The organism is Shewanella avicenniae (assembly GCF_017354945.1).
Classification (GTDB): Bacteria; Pseudomonadota; Gammaproteobacteria; order Enterobacterales; family Shewanellaceae; genus Shewanella; species Shewanella avicenniae.
This window is the reverse complement of record NZ_CP071503.1, coordinates 1,098,379-1,121,997: the sequence shown is the minus strand read 5'-3', so window position 1 is coordinate 1,121,997 and position 23,619 is coordinate 1,098,379. Positions and strand designations below refer to the sequence as shown.

General features: G+C 49.7%; 20 protein-coding genes and 1 pseudogene. 7 read left to right on the top strand and 14 right to left on the bottom strand.

Annotated elements, in window-relative coordinates:
- Nucleotides 1–197: 197 nt before the first annotated feature.
- Nucleotides 198–1,106, top strand: coding sequence for a DMT family transporter (locus JYB87_RS04860; protein ID WP_207355783.1), 909 nt, complete (start codon nucleotides 198–200; stop codon nucleotides 1,104–1,106).
- 19 nt (nucleotides 1,107–1,125) lie between these two features.
- A complete protein-coding gene (ybaK, locus tag JYB87_RS04855; protein ID WP_207355782.1) occupies nucleotides 1,126–1,605 on the top strand; it encodes a Cys-tRNA(Pro) deacylase in 480 nt (159 codons plus the stop codon).
- A gap of 106 nt (nucleotides 1,606–1,711) precedes the next feature.
- Here ybaK and JYB87_RS04850 read toward each other — a convergent pair whose 3' ends face one another.
- From JYB87_RS04850 to JYB87_RS04835, 4 genes are all read right to left on the bottom strand, one after another.
- Nucleotides 1,712–2,971, bottom strand: coding sequence for a glutamate-5-semialdehyde dehydrogenase (locus tag JYB87_RS04850; protein ID WP_207355781.1), 1,260 nt, complete (start codon nucleotides 2,969–2,971; stop codon nucleotides 1,712–1,714).
- Nucleotides 2,968–4,089 carry a glutamate 5-kinase gene (gene proB / locus JYB87_RS04845; RefSeq protein WP_207355780.1) on the bottom strand — a complete coding sequence of 374 codons (1,122 nt, stop codon included), beginning with the start codon at nucleotides 4,087–4,089 and terminating at the stop codon, nucleotides 2,968–2,970. The genes JYB87_RS04850 and proB overlap by 4 nt, the downstream gene beginning before the upstream one ends.
- A 167-nt stretch (nucleotides 4,090–4,256) precedes the next feature.
- Nucleotides 4,257–5,546 (bottom strand): NCS2 family permease, encoded by a 1,290-nt coding sequence (locus JYB87_RS04840; RefSeq protein ID WP_207355779.1) that lies wholly within the window; start codon nucleotides 5,544–5,546, stop codon nucleotides 4,257–4,259.
- Nucleotides 5,547–6,271: 725 nt separating this feature from the next.
- Nucleotides 6,272–7,804: a M17 family metallopeptidase gene (locus JYB87_RS04835; protein WP_207356593.1), complete on the bottom strand. Its 1,533-nt coding sequence runs from the start codon at nucleotides 7,802–7,804 to the stop codon at nucleotides 6,272–6,274.
- Nucleotides 7,805–8,018: 214 nt separating this feature from the next.
- On the opposite strand from JYB87_RS04835, the gene JYB87_RS04830 reads away from it, so the two are divergent.
- From JYB87_RS04830 to JYB87_RS18830, 4 genes and pseudogenes are all read left to right on the top strand, one after another.
- Nucleotides 8,019–9,479 carry an aminoacyl-histidine dipeptidase gene (locus tag JYB87_RS04830; protein ID WP_207355778.1) on the top strand — a complete coding sequence of 487 codons (1,461 nt, stop codon included), beginning with the start codon at nucleotides 8,019–8,021 and terminating at the stop codon, nucleotides 9,477–9,479.
- Between the two features lie 174 nt (nucleotides 9,480–9,653).
- Nucleotides 9,654–10,412, top strand: a pseudogene (locus JYB87_RS18885) (PAS domain-containing protein); the annotation flags it as partial.
- Nucleotides 10,413–10,523: 111 nt separating this feature from the next.
- Entirely contained in the window at nucleotides 10,524–10,961 is a 438-nt protein-coding gene (locus JYB87_RS18880) for a methyl-accepting chemotaxis protein (RefSeq protein ID WP_267459566.1), read from the top strand.
- Between the two features lie 254 nt (nucleotides 10,962–11,215).
- Complete coding sequence (locus JYB87_RS18830) at nucleotides 11,216–12,535, top strand: methyl-accepting chemotaxis protein (protein WP_207355776.1); 1,320 nt, start codon at nucleotides 11,216–11,218, stop codon at nucleotides 12,533–12,535.
- A 76-nt stretch (nucleotides 12,536–12,611) separates the two neighbouring features.
- Here JYB87_RS18830 and JYB87_RS04815 read toward each other — a convergent pair whose 3' ends face one another.
- On the bottom strand, nucleotides 12,612–14,054 hold the full coding sequence (locus tag JYB87_RS04815) for an NAD-dependent succinate-semialdehyde dehydrogenase (RefSeq protein ID WP_207355775.1): 1,443 nt from the start codon (nucleotides 14,052–14,054) through the stop codon (nucleotides 12,612–12,614).
- 221 nt (nucleotides 14,055–14,275) lie between these two features.
- On the opposite strand from JYB87_RS04815, the gene JYB87_RS04810 reads away from it, so the two are divergent.
- The gene (locus JYB87_RS04810) at nucleotides 14,276–14,608 is read left to right on the top strand and encodes a DUF3634 family protein (RefSeq protein WP_207355774.1); all 333 of its coding nucleotides are present in this window, start codon (nucleotides 14,276–14,278) and stop codon (nucleotides 14,606–14,608) included.
- Nucleotides 14,609–14,640: 32 nt separating this feature from the next.
- On the opposite strand, the gene JYB87_RS04805 is transcribed toward JYB87_RS04810, so the two are convergent.
- The 9 genes from JYB87_RS04805 to JYB87_RS04765 form a co-directional block, all read right to left on the bottom strand.
- On the bottom strand, nucleotides 14,641–15,888 hold the full coding sequence (locus JYB87_RS04805) for an SAM-dependent methyltransferase (RefSeq protein ID WP_207355773.1): 1,248 nt from the start codon (nucleotides 15,886–15,888) through the stop codon (nucleotides 14,641–14,643).
- Entirely contained in the window at nucleotides 15,869–16,639 is a 771-nt protein-coding gene (locus tag JYB87_RS04800; RefSeq protein ID WP_207355772.1) for a DUF1365 domain-containing protein, read from the bottom strand. The genes JYB87_RS04805 and JYB87_RS04800 overlap by 20 nt, the downstream gene beginning before the upstream one ends.
- Nucleotides 16,636–17,913: an NAD(P)/FAD-dependent oxidoreductase gene (locus JYB87_RS04795; RefSeq protein ID WP_207355771.1), complete on the bottom strand. Its 1,278-nt coding sequence runs from the start codon at nucleotides 17,911–17,913 to the stop codon at nucleotides 16,636–16,638. The genes JYB87_RS04800 and JYB87_RS04795 overlap by 4 nt, the downstream gene beginning before the upstream one ends.
- Nucleotides 17,914–18,636, bottom strand: a complete 723-nt coding sequence (locus JYB87_RS04790) for an SDR family NAD(P)-dependent oxidoreductase (RefSeq protein ID WP_207355770.1) — start codon at nucleotides 18,634–18,636, stop codon at nucleotides 17,914–17,916.
- A complete protein-coding gene (locus JYB87_RS04785; protein WP_207355769.1) occupies nucleotides 18,633–19,088 on the bottom strand; it encodes a nuclear transport factor 2 family protein in 456 nt (151 codons plus the stop codon). The genes JYB87_RS04790 and JYB87_RS04785 overlap by 4 nt, the downstream gene beginning before the upstream one ends.
- A 13-nt stretch (nucleotides 19,089–19,101) precedes the next feature.
- Nucleotides 19,102–20,529, bottom strand: coding sequence for a deoxyribodipyrimidine photo-lyase (phrB, locus tag JYB87_RS04780; RefSeq protein WP_207355768.1), 1,428 nt, complete (start codon nucleotides 20,527–20,529; stop codon nucleotides 19,102–19,104).
- Nucleotides 20,526–21,428 carry a MerR family transcriptional regulator gene (locus JYB87_RS04775; RefSeq protein ID WP_207355767.1) on the bottom strand — a complete coding sequence of 301 codons (903 nt, stop codon included), beginning with the start codon at nucleotides 21,426–21,428 and terminating at the stop codon, nucleotides 20,526–20,528. Before JYB87_RS04775 ends, phrB begins: the two co-directional genes overlap by 4 nt.
- The gene (locus JYB87_RS04770; RefSeq protein WP_207355766.1) at nucleotides 21,418–22,377 is read right to left on the bottom strand and encodes a YbgA family protein; all 960 of its coding nucleotides are present in this window, start codon (nucleotides 22,375–22,377) and stop codon (nucleotides 21,418–21,420) included. Before JYB87_RS04770 ends, JYB87_RS04775 begins: the two co-directional genes overlap by 11 nt.
- Before the next feature lie 126 nt (nucleotides 22,378–22,503).
- The gene (locus tag JYB87_RS04765; protein WP_207355765.1) at nucleotides 22,504–23,430 is read right to left on the bottom strand and encodes a DUF368 domain-containing protein; all 927 of its coding nucleotides are present in this window, start codon (nucleotides 23,428–23,430) and stop codon (nucleotides 22,504–22,506) included.
- Nucleotides 23,431–23,619: the final 189 nt, after the last annotated feature.

Sequence of the window (23,619 nt, the reverse complement as noted above, 5' to 3'; positions counted from 1 at the left end):
CAAGCACTATTTTTACCACCTGTATCGCGTCTTAACCCCTTTATGGGGGCGCAATTTGGCTTTACAAGGGTGAATTTAAAAAAATTGCCATTAGTGAGGATCTTTTTTAGCCCTTTTTGATGCAAGCATGGCTAGAATAGCGTTCGACCCCATAATCAACGCCCGTTAGCGGCGTGTTAGTTTGCGAGTAGTCCCCATTGAAAACGTCCTATTTGGCCATCGGCTATGGCCTAGGTGCAGTATTGTTATGGTCCACCGTTGCCACGGCATTTAAAATTGCACTCGGCTTTTTTAGTCCGCTACAACTGGTGTTGGTCGCCACGATTGTTTCATCGCTGGTGCTGCTATTGATATTGGGTCTACAAGGTAAACTTTCACTCATCACGCCGCAATTTCGTCAGTCGCCTTGGTTGTATCTGCAAACCGGCATGCTCAATCCATTTTTGTACTATTTGGTGCTGTTCAAAGCCTACGATTTACTGCCCGCGCAACAAGCACTGTCGCTCAACTACACTTGGGCGATTCTATTGCCGTTGTTATCGGTGCCAATGCTGAAGCAAAAACTGCGGCGCATCGATTTAGTTGCCGCGTTACTGGCCTACTCAGGCGTGGTGATTATCGCCACTGGCGGCAATATTGCGGGGTTATCGTTTGAAAATCCTGTTGGTATCGCACTCGGACTGGCGAGCACTGTGCTTTGGTGTCTGTACTGGATTATCAATACCCGCGACAAAGGCGACCCAGTAGTGAGTTTATTACTGAGTTTTATCATCGCCTTGCCGTTCATTTTTATGACCCTGATAGCCACAGAACCATTACCTCCCCTGAGCGTTAAAGGCTTGTTAGCCGGTGCTTATGTTGGTCTATTTGAGATGGGAGTCACCTTCGTTTTATGGCTGATGGCGCTAAAATCAGCCGAACGCACCGCAACCGTCAGCAACTTGGTATTTTTATCGCCAGTGCTGTCGATGTGCTTTATCGCGTTAGTGCTAGGCGAAGCCATTGAAGTCTCAACGCTGTTTGGCTTGAGCTGCATTTTACTGGCACTGCTGCTGCAACAACTGTTGCCTTATATTAAAAATCGTCGTCTGCGAGGCGCGCTGTAACATCACAAGAGAGGTCGTTGTGACACCTGCTATCGACTTAGCCACCAAGAAGAAAATTAGCTTCACAGTGCATGAGTATCATCACGATAAAAATGCCCCATCGTATGGTGAAGAAGCCGCGAGTGCTTTGAATTTAGACCCAAACCAAGTATTTAAAACCCTGTTGGTCAGCCTGGATGATAAGTCGAATCCGGTAGCCGTCGCACTGGTGCCAGTGAATCACCAACTCAGTCTCAAAGCGGCCGCCAAAGCGCTACAGCAGAAAAAATTGGTGATGGCCAATCCGCAACTAGCGCAAAAGTCTTCTGGCTACTTAGTCGGTGGTATTAGCCCGCTGGGGCAGAAAAAGCAGCTACCAACCGTTATCGATAGCAGTGCCAAAGCCTTTGATACTATCTATGTCAGTGCGGGTCGCCGCGGGCTGGAAATCTGTTTGAGTGCAACCGATTTAGCCTCGCTGTGTCGCGGCAGCTTTGCCGAGATTAAGGCAGAAGATTAATCGTTTAGATAATAGCTACCATGATGCAGACAAACAAAAAAGCGCCCTGACTGACAGCGGCGCTTTTTTTACGAACGATTTGGTTTTATCAACGAGGCGGCTCAGCTTAGCTACGCGCGGTGTAATCGCCCACACCCAACCATTTGTAAGTGGTTAACGCTTCTAAACCCATTGGGCCACGTGCGTGCAGCTTTTGGGTACTCACCGCCACTTCGGCGCCTAAACCGAATTGGCCACCATCAGTAAAGCGGGTGCTGGCATTGAGATACACAGCCGCTGAATTCACTTCATTCAAAAAGTGGCTGGCTGCCGCGATATCATCGGTCAAAATCGCTTCCGAATGCCCACTGGAGAACTGACGGATATGGCTAATTGCAGCCTCGATATCTGCCACCACCTTGATACCCAGCGTCAGCGATAACCACTCTGTGCTAAAGCTTTCATCAGTAGCAGCTTCAATCTCATAGGCGGGTAACAGCTTACTGGTCGCTTCGCAGCCAACTAACTTCACGCCTTGCGCCGTCAATGCCGCAGCAAGTAGCGGCAAGTATTCAGCCGCGACGGCTTCATGCACCAACACGGTATCCAATGCATTACAGACGGTTGGACGTTGCACCTTGGCGTTGATAATCACATCTGTTGAACGAGTTAAATCGGCTGCTTTATCGACATAGAGATGACAAATACCGATACCACCGAGGATCACCGGAATTGTCGCTTGCTCAGCACAGAGCCGCTGCAGTTTATCGCCACCGCGCGGCACAATCATATCGACATACTGATCCAACTTGAGCAACCCAGTAACCAAAGTGCGATCGGGATTATCGATCAACTGCACCGCGTCGGCAGGCAAACCGCATTCGACAATCGCGCTGCGAATCGCTTTGGCGAGTGCAAGGTTAGAGTTCAGCGTTTCTTTACCGCCACGCAAAATCACCGCGTTACCGGTTTTTAATGCCAATACCGCAATATCTACCGTCACGTTGGGGCGCGCTTCATAAATCACCCCAATAACGCCGAGCGGTACGGCACGGCGACACAAGCGCATGCCGTTGTCCAATAAGCGCGAATCAAACTCGCGACCAATCGGGTCAGGCAAACCGATCACATTATCGATATCAGCAATTACACCTGCTAGTCGCTGATGATTCAGCAACAAACGGTCGATCATCGCTTGAGTTAATCCTGCGGCCTTTGCGGCGGCAACATCTTGCTCATTGGCCGCGACAATTTCGTCTGCCGCAGCAGTCAGACTCGCGGCTATGGCGCTTAACAACGCCGATTTCTGTGCCGAAGACAGATTGGCCAGCGCAAAACTTGCCTGTTTGGCTTGTTGCCCTAACGATTGCAAATATTGTTCGCTCATAACACCACCATATCGTTTCGGTGAACCACAGCATCACCGTAGTCATAACCTAAGATCGCTTCAATTTCGTTTGAATGTTTACCGGCAATCATCCGCAGCGCTTTGGCACTATAGCGGCAGATGCCTTTGGCAAAGCGGTGACCATGCTGATCATGCAGTTCAACAGTTGTTCCCCGATCAAAGCTGCCTTCAATCGCCACAATCCCTTTGGACAACAAACTGCGGCCTTTTTCTGATACTGCTCTTACCGCACCATCATCCAACACAATTTTGCCCTTGGCTTTTGGCCCTGCCAAAATCCATTGCTTACGGCTTTCGAGCGGGTTCTCGATGGCACTGAAATGGGTGCCGATACTCTCCCTGTTCATCACTTTTAAAATCACATCGGGATGATGACCAGAGGCGATAACCACTTCAATACCGGCACGCCGTGCAATGTCAGCGGCTTCTAGCTTAGTTGCCATGCCGCCAGTGCCAAGCCCAGACACTGAGCCTCCGGCGATTTCACGCAACTGATCGTCAATGCCAGCGACTTCAGAGATAAGTTTAGCGTCTGGATTGTCGCGCGGATCTGCATCAAACAAGCCTTTTTGATCGGTCAGCAGAATCAACAAATCAGCGTCACACAGCAAGGCAATTCGCGCCGATAGGTTGTCGTTGTCACCTACTTTAATCTCACTGGTGGCGACCGCATCGTTTTCATTGATGATGGGAATAATATTCTGTGCCAGCAAGGCATGCAGGGTATCGCGCGCATTGAGATAACGTTTGCGGTCTTGCAGATCGGCGCGAGTGAGCAGCAGTTGCCCAACATGCAGCCCATAAATGCTAAACAGTTGCGCCCACGCCAAAATCAGCTGGCTTTGCCCTACGGCGGCCAACAGCTGCTTGTTGGGCATGGTATCCGGCAGTTGCGGGTATAACAGGTGTTCACGTCCGGCGGCAATTGCCCCCGAAGTACAGAGCACCACTTCAATACCGTCTCGCATCAAGGCGGCCATCTGCCGCGATAATTCTACCATGTGCGCTTTATCTAGCTTTTTACTGCCAGAAGTCAGCACGCTGGTGCCTAGCTTTACAACCACTCGCCGATAAGGAGCTTTACTGGAATGTTCCATCTACATCAAACGCAACAATTCAAAATAAGAGGGCTTATCTTATACCGAATCGCCACAGGAATTCCTAGCTCCATTAGTTATGAACTAATCTTTTCTACGATATTTTTAAAAAACTGCCATAAAAAAAGGCCATCACTAAGGATGACCTTTCTTAAACAGCAAATTTATTACATAAACAATACTTTGCCTAAGAACAATGCTGCCAACACAATAATACCGATGTTCAGGTCTTTAAAACGACCACACATCAATTTAATCACTGCGTAAGAGATAAAGCCCAGTGCAATACCGTTCGCAATTGAGTATGTGAATGGCATGGCCAACGCAGCAACCACCATAGGTGCAGCTTCGGTCAAGTCGTCCCACTCAACGTGCAGCAAGCTAGACATCATCAGAATTGCCACATAGAACAGAGTACCGGCTGTTGCGTACGCTGGCACCATGCCCGCCAATGGCGAAATAAACAGTGCAGCGATAAATAGCAGACCCACAACCACAGCAGTCAGACCGGTACGACCACCAGCGCTTACGCCAGCAGTACTTTCGATGTAGCTGGTAGTGGTAGAAGTACCCAATGCAGCACCGGCCATAGTGGCAACTGAGTCTGCAGTCAGTGCACGCTTCAAACGTGGCAAGCTACCGTCAGGTTTTAGCAGACCCGCACGATGTGCCACAGCAACCAAAGTACCTGAGGTGTCAAACAGGTCAACAAACAGGAAGGCGAATACGATAGAGATCATGCTGATATCCATCACACCGCTCAAATCCATTGCCATAAAGGTTGGTGCTAATGACGGTGGCGCAGAAACCAGACCATGATATTGCACATCACCAAAAATCAGCCCTAACAGCGTGATAGACAGGATGCTCAGAATTACCGCAGCTTTATAACCACGATTCACGAAGGCAATAATCAGGAAAAAGCCCAGTGCAGACATAGCAACAGGGAAAGCTTTCAGATCACCCATGCCAACCAAAGTGGCAGGGTTGTCGATAACGATGCCAGCACTACGCAGACCAATCAGCGCTAAGAACAAGCCGATACCTGCGGCAATGCCCATACGTAGCGACATTGGAATTGAGTTCACAATCCATTCGCGAATACGGACTAACGATAAAATAAGGAAGCAACAACCTGACAGGAACACCGCACCTAAGGCAGTTTCCCAGCTGTATCCCATGTCACCAACCACACTAAAGGTGAAGAAGGCGTTCAAACCCATCCCTGGAGCCAACGCAATTGGATAGTTGGCTAAAAGACCCATCACCAAACAGCCAACCGCAGCAGCCAAACAGGTAGCGACAAATACCGCACCGTGGTCCATTCCAGCCTTGGCCAGAATTTCTGGGTTAACGAAAATGATGTATGCCATAGTCAGAAAGGTGGTGAAACCAGCCAACACTTCCTGCTTTAGGGTCGTTTGGTGCTCTTTGAGCTTAAACAGTTTTTCCAGCATGGAACCGGATTCCTTGAACAATGGTTTGTAGGGTTTTTGTTTTGTAACAGTTATTTAACACAACCGTACAGCAGCGGCAGATTATAAAGGTACTGCTTGGCATTATTCCAGCAATATTCGTGGGCTGCAGGACAAGGATCACGCAATTACATCGAGTTGGGAGTGATAGCGAGTACTGACGTACATGCAAAAAAAAACCTGCTCATGTGAGCAGGTGAAGAGATGTAACAAAACGCCCATAACATGGGTATAAATAACCATTTGCACAAACAGATCCTGATGGATGGGGCCCATCGAAAATCTTGTAAAGTAACCGCCCTTGAGCAGTTACCGGTGAAAGCTGTGATCCGGAGTGAAATCAACAACAAACGTCAAGGGAGCGCGGTTGATTACCGAGGCTGAATGTTCACTGTTAACAACCGACCAAAATCATTATCAGTGAAGAACTTCTGATGAGAATTAGAGATTGGGGACTCTCGTCACTCTCATATACCGCCGATAACCGCCATCAAACTCATGTCTTGGCATCACCATCGGTATTAATAATACACCAGTGAAATATTATTACAAGATAAAATGTGATTTTTTTTAAATTTGATGAATTACCGTAATAAAGTTACATAACGATTACACGGTGGTTTCATTTTTTATTTTTTATATTCATTAATTTCAATTGGTTATGAATTTATCCACCAAAAAATAGCGCAAATAATCACTTGTATTTTTTAGATCAACTGTTGTAGGTAATGCCAAAATGTCTGCAACGGTACCGCGGTCGGCTTACCATAACGGGGATCACCTTCTATTGCTGCCCCTGCGATATCAAGGTGCATAAAAGGCAACGGCTGCTTAGCGTTGGCGCCATGTTTTGCCAAGCCAGAGGCCGTCACAATAAAGGCTGTCGCCAACTGATGCCCACGAGTCACCATCGACGAGCCAAGGTGCATGCTCGACAACACGTCCGCCGCGAGGCTGGTGTCGCTAATCACACTAAAATCTTCGTGCGCTAACGGTGACAACATAGCGGGTTCGCCAGCAACACGGGCGACTGCAGTAAAATTGGCTGCCAACACAGGTTGCGCGACGCTGTTAGGCACAGTCGCAAAATGACGCCCATAAGCGCGCCCCGCATGACTGGTTAAGGTGGCCACCGAAAAGAGTTGTGGTTGTACCGCATCTTTAGCGGCTAGGCGTAAATGCGACAACAGATCCGCTAACACTAAGCGCCCTTCTGCATCCGTGTTGCCAATCCGCACCCGCACACCCGCATGTGAAGCAATAATTTCATCCGGTACATAGGCGTCGCTACCAATGCTGTTACGCACTAGTCCAAGTTGCGCCACCACTCTTACGCCTGCAGGCTGCAGTAATCCTATGGTTTTCATGAACCCGGCAACGGCTGCGGCACCGCCTTTGTCACGGCTCATGCCTGACATGCCACCGCCGACTTTAATACTGGCGCCGCCGGTATCAAATATCACCCCTTTCCCCGCAATCAATAAGGTATGGCGCACCTCGCCAACGGGACGATACTCAAGCTGCACCACTCGAGGTTGATGACGCTCAACCGATAACGATGCTCTGCCAACGGCACACATCAACGGATAATCCGACAGCAAAGTATCGATATCGTCGATCACCTCAACCTGCACATCTGTGCCCGCCAGCGATTTAACACAGTAATCTGCAAAGGCATACGGCGCCATGCGCTCCGGCTCAGTGCCACAAAGATCACGCGTTAACGATTTACCCGCTTCAAGCGCAGTCAATTGCAGCGCTGTTTCAGCCGACACATCCAATAAGCCTAACGATTCAATCGCCGCATGATGTCCAGCTTCGCGCGCCTCTAGCGGCAACCATAACTGTTGCGCGCAGCCAAAGGCGGCGACCTCTAAGGCCTGCACAAATTGCGGCTGGGGATTGTGCTCTACCCACATCAGCGGTCGCTTGGCGCCACTGGCTTGCGCTTGACTAATCGCTTGTTGGGCCACCTCAGCATAGACACTGACATCGCCATATTCATCATCAATCTGCACTGGGGCAGTGATGAGCCGCTGGCCGGGTACCGATGGGCACAAGCTCAATACCACTTGTTGGCCAATCCGCTTATCAATCGCTGCTTGCTGCAATAGCGCTGTACGTACCGACTCAAAAGGCACCGCCAATGGATTTTGGCTAATGATAATCAGCGCGTCCCAGTCCACGTTGGATGAAGTAAGCGCGTCACTTGATACCTGAAAAAATTGCAGCACAACCAGCTCCCGAGCAAGGCATTGAAAATTAACCACCTATTATTGGCTGAACTTGGCGGGAATACCATGCCATTCGCACTGGAAAGTTTTACTGCCAAACAGTGAGCTAGATCTTAACTGATAACCACTATCAACTTCTGCTTATGTTAAACTCGCACCATTGATGTCGATGGCATTCCGCTCATCGATCTGTGTTCACTTTTTTAATCAGGAGTCAGATGTGTCTCAACTCAGCCAATTAGCCCCTCAGCCTTTGTGGCAATGGTTTGAAAAGATTTGCGCAATTCCAAGACCATCTAAGCATGAAGCCGCACTAAGCCAACATATTCAAGCATGGGCTAAATCCGTTGGCCTTCCCGTCATCGAAGATGCGGTGGGTAACCTCATTATTCGTAAACCTGCCACAGCAGGCATGGAAGACCGCAAAGGCGTCGTGATTCAAGCGCATATGGATATGGTGCCACAAGCCAATGCCGACAAAGTGCATGACTTCACCAAAGATCCTATTGAAGCTTGGGTGGACGGTGATTGGGTAAAAGCCAAAGGCACCACATTGGGTGCTGACAACGGGATCGGTATGGCATCCGCGCTGGCAATTCTGGCCAGTAATGATATTCCACATGGCCCATTAGAAGTTCTGCTAACCATTGATGAAGAAGCGGGCATGACCGGCGCCTTCGGCCTGCAAGCAGGTGTGTTAACCGGCGATATTCTGATTAACACCGACTCAGAGCAAGAAGGTGAAATCTACATGGGTTGCGCCGGTGGCGTTGATGCCAGCTTCACCTTGCCGTTGACCAAAGATGCTTGCAACGCCGATGCAAAAGCATTCCGTCTGACCGTTTCAGGCCTAAAAGGTGGTCACTCTGGGGTGAACATCCATTTAGGACGTGGTAACGCTAACAAAATACTGGCGCGTTTCCTGTTTGATTATGCTGACCAACTAGGTTTGGCATTGACTGACTTCACCGGTGGCTCACTGCGTAACGCCATTCCGCGTGAAGCGTTTGCCACCATCACGGTTGCTGCTGCGAAAGCGGACGCATTAGCCACTGCAGTCGCTGAATACCAAGCACTGCTGCGCGCAGAATTAGCGGTAGCAGATGCCGATGTCAAAGTAGCACTGACCTCAGTTGAGTTGCCTGCTGAACAATTGAGTGCCAGCAGCCAAGCACAACTGCTGGCACTGCTGCATGCTTGCCCTAATGGTGTGATACGCATGAGTGATGAAGTAGAAGGCGTAACCGAAACTTCACTGAACCTTGGCGTTATCACCACCCATGCCGACAAAATCGTGGCACTGTGTTTGATCCGCTCGTTAATTAATTCAGGCCGGGATAACGTGTGCAGCCAACTGGCAGCGTTAGGCAAATTGGCTGGAGCCGAAGTGGTCTTCAGCGGTGCTTATCCTGGCTGGAAACCAGACAACGAATCTGAAGTGATGGCGATTGTGCGTAATACTTATCAAGACATTTACCACAAAGAGCCAGTGATCATGGTGATTCACGCTGGGTTAGAATGCGGTCTATTCAAAGAGCCTTACCCAACCATGGATATGGTGTCGATTGGCCCAACTATTCGCTATCCACATAGCCCTGACGAAATGGTGAACATCACCACGGTCGGCCAATATTGGGAATTACTGCTGGCGGTTCTGCAACGTATTCCAACCAAAGCGTAATTCAGCATCGCTCGCCAAAGCCTTCGTCAATGAAGGCTTTTTTATGCACCTAATTAGGCAAATCTCAACATTAGATTCTATTCTTAATTCACACGGTTACGACCATTGACTTTGGTGACGCTGCCTGTGAAATTGGCAGTTAATCCCATCTGAATAGCCATTGAAGGACTCACTATGTTTTGGGGAAAATCATCATCTCAACAACAGCGCCATCAACTGGAAGATGAACTCGCTGAACTTAAGTCCATTACCAACTCGATCAATAAGAGCATCGCGTCAATCACCTTTACGCCCGACGGTAACATTATTGATGCGAACGAGTTATTTGCCAAAGCGGTAGGTATTGAGCGCCAACGCCTTATCGGTATGCACCACCGCGACTTATGTTTTGCTGAGCTGACAAAATCGCCCAAATACGCCGACCTATGGAATAAATTACGCAGCGGCATTCCCTATTCAGGTGCAGTAAAACGCCGTCATGCCAATGGTCATGCCGTCTGGTTACAGGCCACTTACTTTCCGGTGATGCGTGATGGCCAAGTCACCAAAGTGATGAAAATGGCCACCGATGTAACCGCCGAACATGAAGAGTTATTGGATAAAATCGCCCTGTCGGATGCCCTTGATAAATCGCGCGCAGGGATCGAATTTGACCCGCAAGGCAATATTGTCGATGCCAACAGTAATTTTTTGCAGGTCATGGGCTACAAACTGAATGAGATTCAGGGCAAGCATCACCGCATATTTTGCGATGACAAGTTCTACAGTAAGAATCCCAGCTTTTGGAAAGATCTCGCCGCGGGTGAGTACAAAACTGGGCTGTTCAAGCGTTACACCAAGCACGGTGATGCCGTATGGTTAGAGGCCTCCTATAACCCGATTAAAGATCCCGATGGCAATGTATATAAAGTCATCAAATTTGCCAGTGATACCACCCAACGGGTACTGCGGGCCGATGCCACCAAAGCCGCAGCCAATGTTGCCAGAGAGTCAGCTATCGAAACCACACAAAAATTGCAACACGCCACGTCACTGCTGGGCAATGTGCGCGATAATGCCAACCTCAACTATCAGCAAGTGCAGCGTGCGTCGTGTGCGATTGTGGAGCTGAATGAACAGTCCCGAAATATTGAATCTATCGTATCCACCATTAGCGCCATCGCCGATCAAACCAATTTGTTGGCGTTGAACGCGGCCATTGAAGCCGCCCGAGCAGGAGAGCAAGGCCGAGGATTTGCAGTGGTGGCCGATGAAGTGCGGCAATTAGCGGCTCGAACCACCGAATCTACCAAAGAGATCAACAATGTCGTGAAAAAGAACGGCACATTGACCGAACAAGCCACCAAAGAGATCTCCTCTGTTGCAGATGCAACAACCCAAGGGAAAGTCCACATTGAAGAGGTGAGCACTGTAATGAACGATATTCTCACCAGCTCGCAAAACGTGTCACAAACCATCGCAGCGTTGCAAAATACCGACTAACAGCAACACTACCTCTGCACTTGCCAATGGGCGATTAATCGCCCATTGGCAGTAACTCCACCATTTCAAACAGCTTTTTTAAATAATTGTATCCACGACCAACGTCGGTAATGCAGCCTCAAAAATATCTTCTATGCTTAACTTCGACCAACTCGCGCTGATGAGCCCCGCATAGCAATCTGCGCTCAAATTTCAGGGACCGAAGAAGATTTTAATTAACCTTCGCCAACGCACGAATTTGAAAAGGGTTAACCATGTTCTGGAACCGAACCAAGAAAGCCGAAAATGACTGTTTAACAAACGTTAATGTTAATCGTTTAACCGCAGTCTCTTCTGCTATCGAAACCAACCTGCCCAGCATCACCTTTGAGCTGGATGGTACTATCATAGATGCCAACCCAATGTTTGCCGACATGGTAGGTATTGAACGTTCCGTCCTCAAAGGGATGAAACATCGGCAATTGTGTAGCTCCGCCTATGCCAGCTCCGATGACTACCAAAAGTTCTGGCAGCAGTTGCGCGTCGGAAAACCCTACTGTGGCATTGTGGAACGTCGCCATGCCTCGGGCAAACGACTGTGGCTGCAAGCCACTTACTTCCCGGTAGTGGAAAATGGCCAAGTGACTCAGGTAATGAAAATTTGCTCTGACGTCACCAGCACCCAAGAAGAACTACTCCATCATGTGGCAATTTCACAAGCGTTGAGCTGCTCGCAAGCGGTAATTGAGTTCGATCCGCAAGGCAATATTCTTGATGCCAATGATAACTTTTTGCGCGCCATGGGCTATCGCCGCGAAGAGATTATCGGCAAGCATCACCGCATGTTTTGTGAAGATGAGTTCTATCAGCAAAACCCCAACTTTTGGAAAAGTCTTGCCAGCGGCAAATTTGAAAGCGGTCTATTCAAACGTGTCACTAAATCGGGCCAAGAGATTTGGCTAGAAGCCTCATACAACCCGGTAATAGACCGAGATGGCAAAGTCTATAAGTTAATTAAATTCGCCAGTGATATTACCGAGCGTATTGAACGCGCTAATGCGACCACCCATGCGGCGGAAGTAGCGCATCGTGCAGCGTTAGACACCAACGAGCAAGCCCAGCAGGCTTTGTCGCTGCTGCAATCAGTATCAACCACCTCGCAAAGCAGTGTGTCGCAGGTAGAAAAGGCAACACTGGCAATTACCAAACTGAATGAACAGTCACGCAATATTGATGCAATTGTGTCCACCATCAGCGGTATTGCCGATCAAACCAACTTGCTGGCGCTGAACGCTGCAATTGAGGCCGCCCGCGCCGGTGATCAAGGTCGCGGTTTCGCGGTGGTCGCCGATGAAGTGCGTAAACTGGCGGGGCGCACCAGTAATTCCACCCAGCAGATTGGTGACGTAGTGCAACAAAATGGTGGTTTAACGGAAATTGCCACCAAGGATATGTCAATAGTGGCAACTTCAACCCAGCAGGCGCAGTTGCAGATCCAAGATGTGATTTTGGTGATGAACCATATTTTGGCCAGCTCTTCTCAGGCTGCGGAAACCGTTGCGTCACTGTCACGTTCTGGTGATCACCGCATGTAGCAATGCATCAAATTCAGCAATAAAACGCGGGCAATGCGATTTTATCCGATGCACCGCGTTTTTGTTTACTGGCAATTCAAATCGAGATACAGAGATATTTCATCTCTAGATAATCTTCAATGCCGTATTTTGAGCCCTCTCGCCCCAATCCAGAGGCTTTGACCCCACCAAAAGGCGCGACCTCATTGGAAATCAATCCGGTGTTGATCCCCACCATGCCGTAGTCGAGGGCTTCAGCAACACGCCAAACACGTGATAAATCCCGCGAGTAGAAGTAAGACGCCAAGCCAAACTCGGTATCATTTGCTAATTCAATGACTTGCTGCTCATCTTGGAAACGGAATAATGGCGCAACTGGGCCAAACGTTTCCTCTTTGGCAATCATCATTGCCGCCGTTACTTCAGTTAAAACAGCCGGTTGCATAAAACGCCCTGCTAATCGCTCACCGCCCAACAGCAATTTAGCCCCTTTACTCACAGCGTCCTGCAGTTGCATCTGCACTTTATCGAGCGCTTTATAATCGATTAACGGGCCAATATTGACGCTGGCGTCAGTACCATTACCTACTTTGAGCTCAGCCACTTTACTGGCCAGCTTGGCGGCAAATTCATCATAAACGCTGTCGTGAATATAGAAGCGGTTAGAGCAGACGCAAGTCTGCCCAGCATTACGATATTTAGACTGAAGCGCACCGGCAACAGCGGCATCAATATCGGCATCTTCAAACACAATAAATGGCGCGTTGCCGCCTAGCTCCAGTGACAGTTTTTTCAACGTTGCCGCACTTTGCTGCATCAATTTGATGCCCACTGCGGTCGAACCAGTAAACGACAGTTTGCGCACCACGGGGCTGTCGGTAAGCGTTCGGCCAATCTCGATTGCGTGCCCGGGTAGCACGTTAAACACACCCGCAGGAATACCCGCCTGCTCGGCAAGTTTGGCCAAAGCCAATGCGGTAAGCGGCGTTTGTTCGGCGGGTTTTAATACCATAGTGCACCCAGCCGCCAAGGCTGGCCCAGCTTTACGGGTAATCATCGCCGCCGGAAAATTCCACGGGGTAATGGCTGCACACACACCAATGCCTTGTCGAATCACCAACAAGCGTTTATCGGCTTGATGGCCTGGAATCACATCGCCGTACAATCGCTTAGCTTCCTCGGCAAACCACTCAATAAACGAGGCCGCATAAGCCACCTCGCCTTGGGCTTCCGCTAAGGGTTTGCCGCCTTCACTGGTCATCAACAATGCCAAGTCAGCACTATTTTCGATAATGAGCTCGTACCAGCGGCGCAATAGCTGTGCACGCGCTTTGGCCGTTTGATTGCGCCATGCGGGCAATGCGCGCTCAGCGGCGGCAATCGCTTGCTGGGTTTCACTGGCGCCGACAAAGGCAACCGAGGCAAGCCGTTGTTCAGTGGCAGGATTGATAACATCTATTTGTTCGCCATTAGCGGCGTCACACCATTGGCCATCGATATAGGCTTGTGTTTGCAATAGTTCAGGGTTGGCGAGTTGCATATAGACTCCTGAGTCTTAGTGCAGATGAATTTCAATAAAGTAGCATAGCTGAACTTAATGGGCGGAATTTAGCGAACGATCGTGGCCAATAATGACTGCCGACTCACTGTTTTTTAACAGTAATTCAAACTTACCGCATCAAAACTCTGTGACCGAATTAGCAGTTAGCCGCATGACCAGCGACTATAGTGAAGCCATCGTCGTCATCTCGGAGAGACAACATGGCCGAAATTTTAAAACTGCTGGCGCTGTTAGTAATTCTTGCTGTGATTTACAAATTGGTATTCGTACGTAAACCCAAAGACGTGCTATTTGAGATGCATTTTAAAAATGGCCGAATGGCTCAACACAGCGGCAAAATCCCAGAACGTTTTGCCAAAGAGTGCCGCGCCATCGCCAAAAAAGGTAAGCTCACTTGCGTGATACGCGCCGAGAATAGCCAACCTGTCACATTGCATATTTCTGCTAATGCGGGCACAGCTTACAGCCACCAGATCCGCGAGGCCTTTTCTGCCAAACAATATGAAGTTGCCTCAATGGCCAAGGCTCACTAATCGCGGTTCTGTTAGCTTACAAGTGTTTGAAATTACTGCGGCCGATAATCTGGCTTGGCCGCAGTAACATGCACCACGCTGATGGTTCGCTCAAGAAACCCACCCTCGCAGTAACTCAAGTAAAAACGCCACATTCGAATAAAGTCCTCGCCGTAACCCAACTGTTTGACCTGCGCTAATGCGTGCACAAAACGTTGCTGCCAATCGTTGAGGGTTTTGGCGTAATCAAAGCCAAAATCATACAGGCTATCAATCACCATATCGGAATGTTGACTTAGCTGCTGCGCCATCACAGACACCGACGGCAAGCAGCCACCGGGGAAAATATAGCGCTGAATAAAATCCACCCCACGACGATAGCTATCGTATCGTTGATCGGCGATGGTGATGGCCTGCAGTAGCAACTTACCATGGGGTAACAGTAACGAATTCAGCTTATTAAAAAATCCCGGCAGATATTCATGCCCAACCGCTTCAATCATCTCGATGGAAACAATCCGATCATACTGGCCTTCGAGCTTGCGGTAATCCTGCTTCAGCAGGGAGATTTGTTCCGTTAAACCTGCCGCCTCAATCCGCGCTTTAGCATATTGGTGCTGGGCATCAGAAATGGTGGTGGTGGTCACATGCACGCCAAAATGCTGCGCCGCGTAAATAGCCAGCGCGCCCCATCCGGTACCGATTTCCAATACCCGTTGCCCCGGCTTGAGATCCAACCGCTCGCAGATCAACTGCAACTTATGTTGCTGCGCTGCCGCTAAACCTGTGTCGGGATGCGGATAGATGGCACTGGAGTACAGCATCGAATCATCAAGAAACTGCTCATACAGTGAGTTGCCCAAATCATAATGCGCCAAGATATTGCGCTTACTGCCGTTGACCGAGTTGCGACTAAAGCGATGACGCAACAAATGCCAGCCGTTGGTTATCCAGCTAAAGCGCTGTTCAAGTCGTTGCAATAACTTCAGATTACGGGCAAAAATCCGCACCAACGCGGTTAAATCATCACAGTGCCATTGCCCCATAATATAAGCTTCCGCCGCACCGATACTGCCACCAAACACTAAGCGCTGATAACAGCTCGGATCGACTATGGTCATGGTCACGCGCAACTCGGCGGAAGCGTCGCCAAAGCTATAGCGTTGATGACCTTCCACCAGCGTGACCGCGCCATTGCTCAGCCCTTGCAGTAGGTTAAACAACACACTTCTCGCCAGTTTTTGTCGCCAGCCAAGTTGCCAAGATACGGGCTGCTTTAACTCAATCTCGCTTGGTTGCATGGGGGTTCTCCTGTGATTTTAGTGTGTTGGGATGAGGCACAAACGGGACTTTCTTCCACCATAATTTCAATGCTTGCCAATAGATTAGCCATGCGATGCGCAGCGTCATCAAGGGATAACGCAGCCCATAACGGCGAATATTGGAGGCGGTAAATGACTGGCGTTGCAACTGCATAGCGGCGCGAAAACTGGCTTTACCACTGTTTGGCCGCAAATTGCTAATCGCAAAATTAAGCTGCTCTGCCGGATGATTGAACTGCCAGCGATACTGCATGGCGCAATCCATAAATGGCGACACATGAAACGCTTTGGGGGTTAACGCGCTTTGCTGAGCATCAATCAGGTAATAATGGCGCTCGTTCCACGGGGTATTGCTCACCTCAGCCAAGATGCAATTTAGCGCATCATCTTGGTAGCAATAGAAAAAGTTAACCGGACTAAAGTACACGCCAAAATGGCTCAGTTGACCGGCGTACATCACGCGGTTGCCCGCGTCGCCACCAAGTTCAGCCACGCGCTGCTGTACCCGCTGCTTCAGTGGCATAGTGCCGCCATCAAGGTGATGTTGCGGGTTAAAACTGAGCGGCCGCCAGCGCTGTGGCCCAAACCACCCGCCTAAGCGTTCCAGCTGTTCGAGTTCATCAAGATCCAACAACACTAACGCAAACGGATAGCGGAATTGATGCTCCACGGTTTCTGTGCGTTTGTGCAGTACATCACCGTAATAGATGCCGCTATTGAACGAACTCATAGGCTGACTCCAAAGCGGTTACACACGTCAAGCGCACTGCGCACACCATCTTCGTGAAAGCCGTTGTACCAATAAGCGCCGACAAAATGGGTGTGGCGTTTACCGCAGATCTGCGTCCGTTGCTGTCTTGCCCGTAATCCTGCCATCGAAAACTGCGGATGACTGTAATTGAACCGCTGCAAAATCTTGTCTTCGGCAACGGCATCGCTTTGATTTAAGGTCACAAAAAAATGCGGCGCATCGGCGGGTAAGCGCTGCAATATGTTCATGTTGTAGGTGACGGTAGACGGTGTTTCGCGGTCGCCATCTAGGCGGTAGTTCCAACTAGCCCACGCTGCTTGATGCTTGGGTAACAAACGTGTGTCTTGATGCAGCAACACGTCGTTGTTTTGATACGGCAGCGCACCTAACACTTGCTGTTCGTGAAGATCGGCATCGGTTAACAGCGCCAAGGCTTGGTCACTGTGACAGCCGAGAATCACCTCATCAAAAGTGTGCCACTGGTCGGCCACTTTCAACTCCACCCATAAGTCGTTACGAGTAACGGCCTGCACCGGTGCATTGAGATGTACCCGCTCTGCAAACGGCTTGATCAAGTGCGGAATATAGCTGCGTGAACCACCTTTAATCACATACCATTGCGGCCGATTGGTGACATCAAGCAGGCCGTGATTCTGGAAAAACTCAATGAAAAAACGCAGCGGAAACGCCTCAATGGCGTGCAAACTGGCCGACCAAATCGCCGCGCCCATGGGCAAAATGTAGTGTTCACAGAAAAACGCTGAAAAGCGCTCCTGTTTGAGAAATTCGCCTAGGGTATCTTCTGGATAGGCGCCACTGACGAACAGCTGCTTACAACGCTTATTGAAGCGGGTAATTTCCAGCAAAAAGCGCCAAAACTGCAGACTGAATAAGTTCTTTTTTTGCGCAAACAGCGTCGCCAAACTATGGCCGTTATATTCCAAGCCAGTTTGTTGATGCTGCACCGAAAAGCTCATCTCTGTAGGCAACGCTTCGATGCCAATTTTCGCCATCAACTTTTGGAAATTCGGGTAAGTGCGATCGTTAAATACAATAAAGCCGGTATCAATCGCGTATTGTTTGCCCGCCAGTTCCACATCAACGGTAGCTGTGTGGCCGCCTAAAGTTGGGTTCGCCTCAAACAGGGTGACTTCATGCTTTTTCGACAACAAATAGCCACAAGTCAGTGATGAGATACCAGAGCCAACAATGGCAATCCGTTTACGTGCTGATGCAGCCTTTATCTGACTCATCTATAACTCTCCTGTGGGTTGGGTAGCGAGTAACTTGAGTTGCCACCGCAAAGGTAGCCATGACACCAATTTGAGCAACAACAACAGCGGCCAAGGAAAGGCAATCACCGCTTTGCGATTTGCTATTCCCGCGCGGATCCGCTGCGAGGCTTGTTCAACCGTCATCAACCACGGCATCGCAAACTGATTTCGCGCAGTTAAAGGCGTGTCAACAAAGCCCGGTTGGATCTCGCTGACACTGATATTTTTTGAATGAAGATCGCGTTGCAAACTTTGCGCGAGGTAATGAATCGCCGCCTTGGACGCGCCATATGCTTCGGCTTGGCTGAACGGTAGATGCACCACTGCAGAACCCGTCAGGGCTAACTGTGCGCCCGGCTTTAGCTTCGGCAACAAAAACTGCAAGCAGTAGCCCACCGCAATCAGGTTGGTATTGATAACCCGGGCAAAACTGTCGCCATCGAACTGGTCAATTTGTTGGTATTCGCAGGTGCCAGCATTGAGTAACACCATATCCAACGAGGCATCGGCAATGGTGTCAGCCGCGGTTTGCAGCGCCTGTTTATCGGTGACATCGAACGAGAACGCGGTCAGGTTGGCAATATCAGCGAGCGCCTCAGTACGACGTCCACAACCGAACACCTGCCAGCCATCAGCGGCATAATCTTTTGCCAGCTGTAAACCAATGCCTGAGGTCGCGCCCGTGATCAGTATTCGCTTCATACCCCGGCCCGCCGTTTTATGGCTCGCACCGCACTCCCTAGCAGCGGCAGTTGTTCATATAACATCTGCCCCACATCAAAGTAGTCGCGGTGGAAGGTGACTTTATCGCTAAAGGTTAGAAAGCTCATCCCATCAACACTGATTAACCGGCCACCGTTGAGCTTGGGATGCTGAAACTGCATTCGCCAAGTAATAGCGGCTTGCGACGGCACTAGCAATACCTGCTGCATATCAAAACCGATGTAATCAATGTTTTGGTACATGGCGGCGAAATACTCGGTTAACGCCGCAATGCCGCGCACCTGATGTAACGGGTCTTGAAATAACACTTCGTCATCGTAGACATCATTGAGTAACGCTAAATTATCGCGGTTGAGGCGCTGATACATGACAAGAAAGCGCTCGACCAATTGCTGCTCAACAGGGCTCGCTGTGCCACTGATACTTGTCATGTGCTGCTCCTTGTTAATTAGCTTTCTTCAACACCGATAAACGGTCTAAGGCACGTTCCCGCGCGGCGCTATGGTCCACAATCGGCGTTGGGTAATCGCTGACCGCAAACAGATGGCCATTAACACGGCTCTCTGGATGGTGGATCTGCTTCAACGGCCAATCACGCACTTCCGGCACGTACTTACGAATAAAGCTGGCGTCAGGATCAAATTTTTCGCTTTGTGTCATAGGGTTAAAGATGCGGAAATAGGGTTGCGCATCGCAGCCTGTGCCCGCCGACCATTGCCAGCCACCATTGTTGGCAGCCAGATCACCATCCAGCAGTTGTCGTCTAAACCAGCGTTCGCCACGATGCCAATCAATCAACAGATGCTTAGTAAGAAAACTGGCGGTGATCATCCGCAGCCGGTTGTGCATCCAGCCAGTGCGATTGAGCTGACGCATGGCAGCATCAACGATGGGATAGCCGGTGCGACCTTCACACCAAGCATCAAACGCCTGTTGATCATCGCGCCACGCAATTTGTGCCCCGAGCGGATTGAAGTTAGCGCCCATGCTTAAATTGGGGTAAGCCTGCAGCAGATGCCGATAAAATTCGCGCCAGACCAATTCCGACAACCAACAACGGCCTGGGCTAGTGTCATCCACCAGCGCTTCAGGAAATTGCGCCAACAGCGTTGCCAAACATTGCCTTGGACTAATCACCCCAATTGCCAAGTAAGGCGATAAGCTGCTGGTGCCATCAAGTGCTGGAAAATCCCGCTGCTGCTTGTAGTCAGCCGCATGATTCGCGACAAACTGCTGCAGCAACTGTTTCGCTTCGCCTTCCCCAGCACGCCATAGTTCACTATCGCCAGTGGCCACCGAGAAGCTAATCGGCTCAGCAACCGATAATGCTGGCCCAAGCGGCACCGGCGCTTTGACAGGTTGAAATTGCTGCGCGCTGGCAATCTCACGCCAACGTTTAAAAAATGGAGTAAATACGCGGTACATCTCGCCGTTCTGATTCACTACTGTGCCGGGGGCTAAGATGCAATGTTCGTCGGTGAGGTTGAGTGGCAACCCTGCTTCAATCAGTGCTTGATCGCGGCGCAGTTCATTGAGTTCGGGCTCGCGCCCGGCAAAAATGGCAGCAATATCGTGCTGCTGCATGCGGCTCTGCCACAGCTGTTGTACGCCATTAAAGTCATCACAATGCCATAGCTCTAATTCAACCCCAAGCGCTGCCAGCGATTGCTGCAAGCAATTGAGATGGCGCTGAATAAAATCTAACTGCCGCGTGCCAACATCATGTTGCTGCCACTGCAACGGCGTTTCGATATAAACCGCTTTTAACGGCAGTTGCTGCTGCCGCGCCATTTTGGCTGCCGCGTGCAAGGCTTGGTTGTCGCTGACACGTAAGTCTTGCCGAAACCAGATATAAACCGTTGCTTGGCTCATGCTGACACCTCCTGTGTTGCCATCAGCCAAGCTGGCAACTGCACCACACTGTCGAGAATACTGAGGTTAGTAAGGTTAGTGTCTTGGCTCAGCTGTGGTTGCAACAGCGAAGCAAATTTACCGCAAAGCGCTGTGCTGAGTGACAGCTTGCTGGCTAACTCAGACAGTTGATGAAGCAAACTCGCGTGTGTATGTGCCGCTGGCAAGACTAATAAGGCGGTAGGTTGTAGACGCTCCATCAACAAGGGCAAGCTATCGAGCTCACTGGAACGGTCAAACAGCAACGGCAATTTACCCTGAGCTAACAGTGCCAACTGCCACACCCACAGCGCATGTTGTGGATGTTCCTGCAATGCCAGTAGCAACACTTGCTGTGGCTTTTGCCGTATTACCGAATCGGTTCTAATCGCCAAATACAGCTGTAACTGCCGTGCCAGCCACTGGCTAATCAGTCCACCATCAACCCGCAGTGCCAAGTTGGCTTCAATGGTTTGCAGCCAATCAGCCAGTTTTTCTCCACATAACGGCATAGGATACAAACTGGTGAGCTCGTCTAGACGCTGGCGCAGTGTGACTGCTTTGAGTGCCATCACCGCATCATCCAAGCCTTTGGCCAGTTGCTGCCAATCGGCATCGTCATTAATGGCGATTTCGGCATGCCCTTCAGCGCTGCTCAACAACGGCTTAACCCGGCTAATTGCCACCCCTTGCGCCAGCCAATGCAAGATCTCTTTAATTTCATCGACTTGTGCTTGGCTATACAACCTATGTCCTTTGGGCGTGCGCTGCGGCGTAACTAAACCAAACCGACGCTGCCACGCACGCAAGGTCACAGGGTTTACCCCAGTCAAGCGCGCAACTTCTCCAATCGCCAAACAAAATTCGTTTTCAGTAGCCATAACGCAGCTTTAACTCCTGTGGATGTGGATTGAGATACACCTGCTCGGCGATATAGGGCGTTGGATGTTCTTTGAGGTAGTGATTGATCAAGGTAAGCGGCGCAATCAAAGGTTTCACGCCATTGCGATAATCCATAATAGTTTGAGTGAGCTCCTGCTTTTGCGGCTTGCTCAAATCGCGCTTAAAGTAGCCCTGAATATGCTGCAAGGCGCTGGTGTGGTTTTTGCGGGTCGCCTTCTGTTTCAGCGCAGCCATAAAGCCTTCAAAATATTGCTGTCCCTTTTGTGCCAGTGGCAAATCAGCATCAGCCACCAACGGCCCGAGATTGCGATATTGAGCTGGCGAATGGGCAAGCAGCAGGTATTTGTAGCGCGCGTGAAACTGGGTCAATTTATGTTGGGTTAGGCCGCTGTGCAGCAGGCATAGCCAATCGTGATAAGCGTAAACGCGGGTGAAGAAGTTTTCACGGATCACCAGATCATGCAGGCGACCTTCTTCTTCTACCGGCAGCTGAGGCCAGCGCTCCATCAAGGTTTGGGTGTAGAGTCCTACGCCCTCTTTCATGCCATTATTGGTGCCGGCTTTATACACTGTCACCCGTTCCATGCCACAGGTGGGCGATTTGGCGCAGACAATGTAACCACTGATAAAATCTAAGCTCTCAACCTTCTGCTGACTGAACTGCTGCAGCGCATCAGTAACATCAATACTGCTGTCGGCTGACTGCACTCGAATTTGTTTGTCGGCCTCACGAACTAAACGAATCGATTTACGCGGTGCGCCAAGGCCAATCGCCATTTCTGGGCAAACCGGCACAAAATCAAAATGCGCTTTTAGTTCATTTTGGCAATAAGCAGAATTCTTATGGCCGCCATCAAAACGCACCTTCTCCCCCAGCAGGCAACTGCTGACACCAAGACGAATATGCTGCGGTTCAAACTTGTACATTTATCTGCTCCTTGTATAACTTTGTATCTATTACGGCACAGAGTTGTACAAGGATCAAATATTTGTACAAATATTTTTTACGCCCACAAAAAAGGCTCCAACGGAGCCCTTGTTAACGAGTCACCCTTAATGGTGATGCTTGCGATTACTGATGTATTCCAGTGCCAACACCAGCACGATAGCGGAGCAAGCATAGATCAGCGCTAACCAGAGTTGATGTGATTGCCCGGTAAGGTTTTCATAGGCAAGCGGCGACAAGTTTTGCTGCAACAATGGCACTTGTTCACCGTGTGAATTGGTCCGCCAGCTCAGGGTTTGCTTCCATGGCCAAATCTTGCCAAGGGTGCCCATCATCAAGCCGGTTAAAAAAATCAAGGTCGCGTCCTTAAAACGGCGCAACAACATCGACAGTAGATGGCTAAAGCTCAAAATACCGATCAAAGCGCCCACTGCAAAGCAAGCCAAAATATCGATTTGCAGGTTCTTTGCCGCCGCCAATACCGCGGGATATAGCCCTAACAGCAGCAGTATGAAGCTGCCCGAAATGCCCGGTAAAATCATTGCGCAAATCGCAATGGCGCCACCAAAAAAGATATTCAAATAACTGGCTTCGATACTGACCGGACTCAACACCGTAATGCCCCAAGCGATCAGTACACCCACGGCGAACAGTACGAGGCGTACCAGTGATACTCCACCCTGCACCTGCTTTAACATGTGCATCACAGACACAATGATTAAGCCAAAAAAGAACGACCAAACCGGAATTGGATGCTCCACCAACAGCCACGAAATCAGCTTAGCCAGTGTCAAAATACTGGTGATAATGCCAGCAAACAGGCTCAACAAAAAACCGGCGTTGATATGGGTCAACACCGCTTTAAAGCCCTGCTCGCGATAACGTTTCCACAAAGATGGATTCACACGGCGAATGCTTTCTAACAAGGTGTCGTAGATGCCGGTAATAAAGGCTATTGTTCCGCCAGATACCCCTGGCACCACATCAGCGGCCCCCATGGCCAATCCTTTGAGGTAAGTAAGTAGATACTGCACTGTACTTCCTTTAATTTCACTTTAGGCGGTGAATTATACGGTTGAAGAATGTAAATGCTAAAGCATGATTACTTGCATTACTTTAACTTTTTCTTAGATAAATGATTTTTACTGTCAAATTGTGACAAAAGTTGTCTTGCCACACAGTAAGTCACGCTATTTTACCCAGACAAATTAATATTAACCAAC

Bases quoted from the DNA above. Each gene is read 5' to 3' on its own strand.
- JYB87_RS04850 (WP_207355781.1), bottom strand. From the start codon at position 2,971: ATGAGCGAACAATATTTGCAATCGTTAGGGCAACAAGCCAAACAGGCA.
- JYB87_RS04795 (WP_207355771.1), bottom strand. From the start codon at position 17,913: ATGAGTCAGATAAAGGCTGCATCAGCACGTAAACGGATTGCCATTGTT.
- JYB87_RS04810 (WP_207355774.1), top strand. From the start codon at position 14,276: ATGGCCGAAATTTTAAAACTGCTGGCGCTGTTAGTAATTCTTGCTGTG.
- JYB87_RS04805 (WP_207355773.1), bottom strand. From the start codon at position 15,888: ATGCAACCAAGCGAGATTGAGTTAAAGCAGCCCGTATCTTGGCAACTT.
- JYB87_RS18830 (WP_207355776.1), top strand. From the start codon at position 11,216: ATGTTCTGGAACCGAACCAAGAAAGCCGAAAATGACTGTTTAACAAAC.
- JYB87_RS04785 (WP_207355769.1), bottom strand. From the start codon at position 19,088: ATGACAAGTATCAGTGGCACAGCGAGCCCTGTTGAGCAGCAATTGGTC.
- JYB87_RS04815 (WP_207355775.1), bottom strand. From the start codon at position 14,054: ATGCAACTCGCCAACCCTGAACTATTGCAAACACAAGCCTATATCGAT.
- JYB87_RS04840 (WP_207355779.1), bottom strand. From the start codon at position 5,546: ATGCTGGAAAAACTGTTTAAGCTCAAAGAGCACCAAACGACCCTAAAG.
- phrB (WP_207355768.1), bottom strand. From the start codon at position 20,529: ATGAGCCAAGCAACGGTTTATATCTGGTTTCGGCAAGACTTACGTGTC.
- proB (WP_207355780.1), bottom strand. From the start codon at position 4,089: ATGGAACATTCCAGTAAAGCTCCTTATCGGCGAGTGGTTGTAAAGCTA.
- JYB87_RS04770 (WP_207355766.1), bottom strand. From the start codon at position 22,377: ATGTACAAGTTTGAACCGCAGCATATTCGTCTTGGTGTCAGCAGTTGC.
- JYB87_RS04775 (WP_207355767.1), bottom strand. From the start codon at position 21,428: ATGGCTACTGAAAACGAATTTTGTTTGGCGATTGGAGAAGTTGCGCGC.
- JYB87_RS04790 (WP_207355770.1), bottom strand. From the start codon at position 18,636: ATGAAGCGAATACTGATCACGGGCGCGACCTCAGGCATTGGTTTACAG.
- JYB87_RS04800 (WP_207355772.1), bottom strand. From the start codon at position 16,639: ATGAGTTCGTTCAATAGCGGCATCTATTACGGTGATGTACTGCACAAA.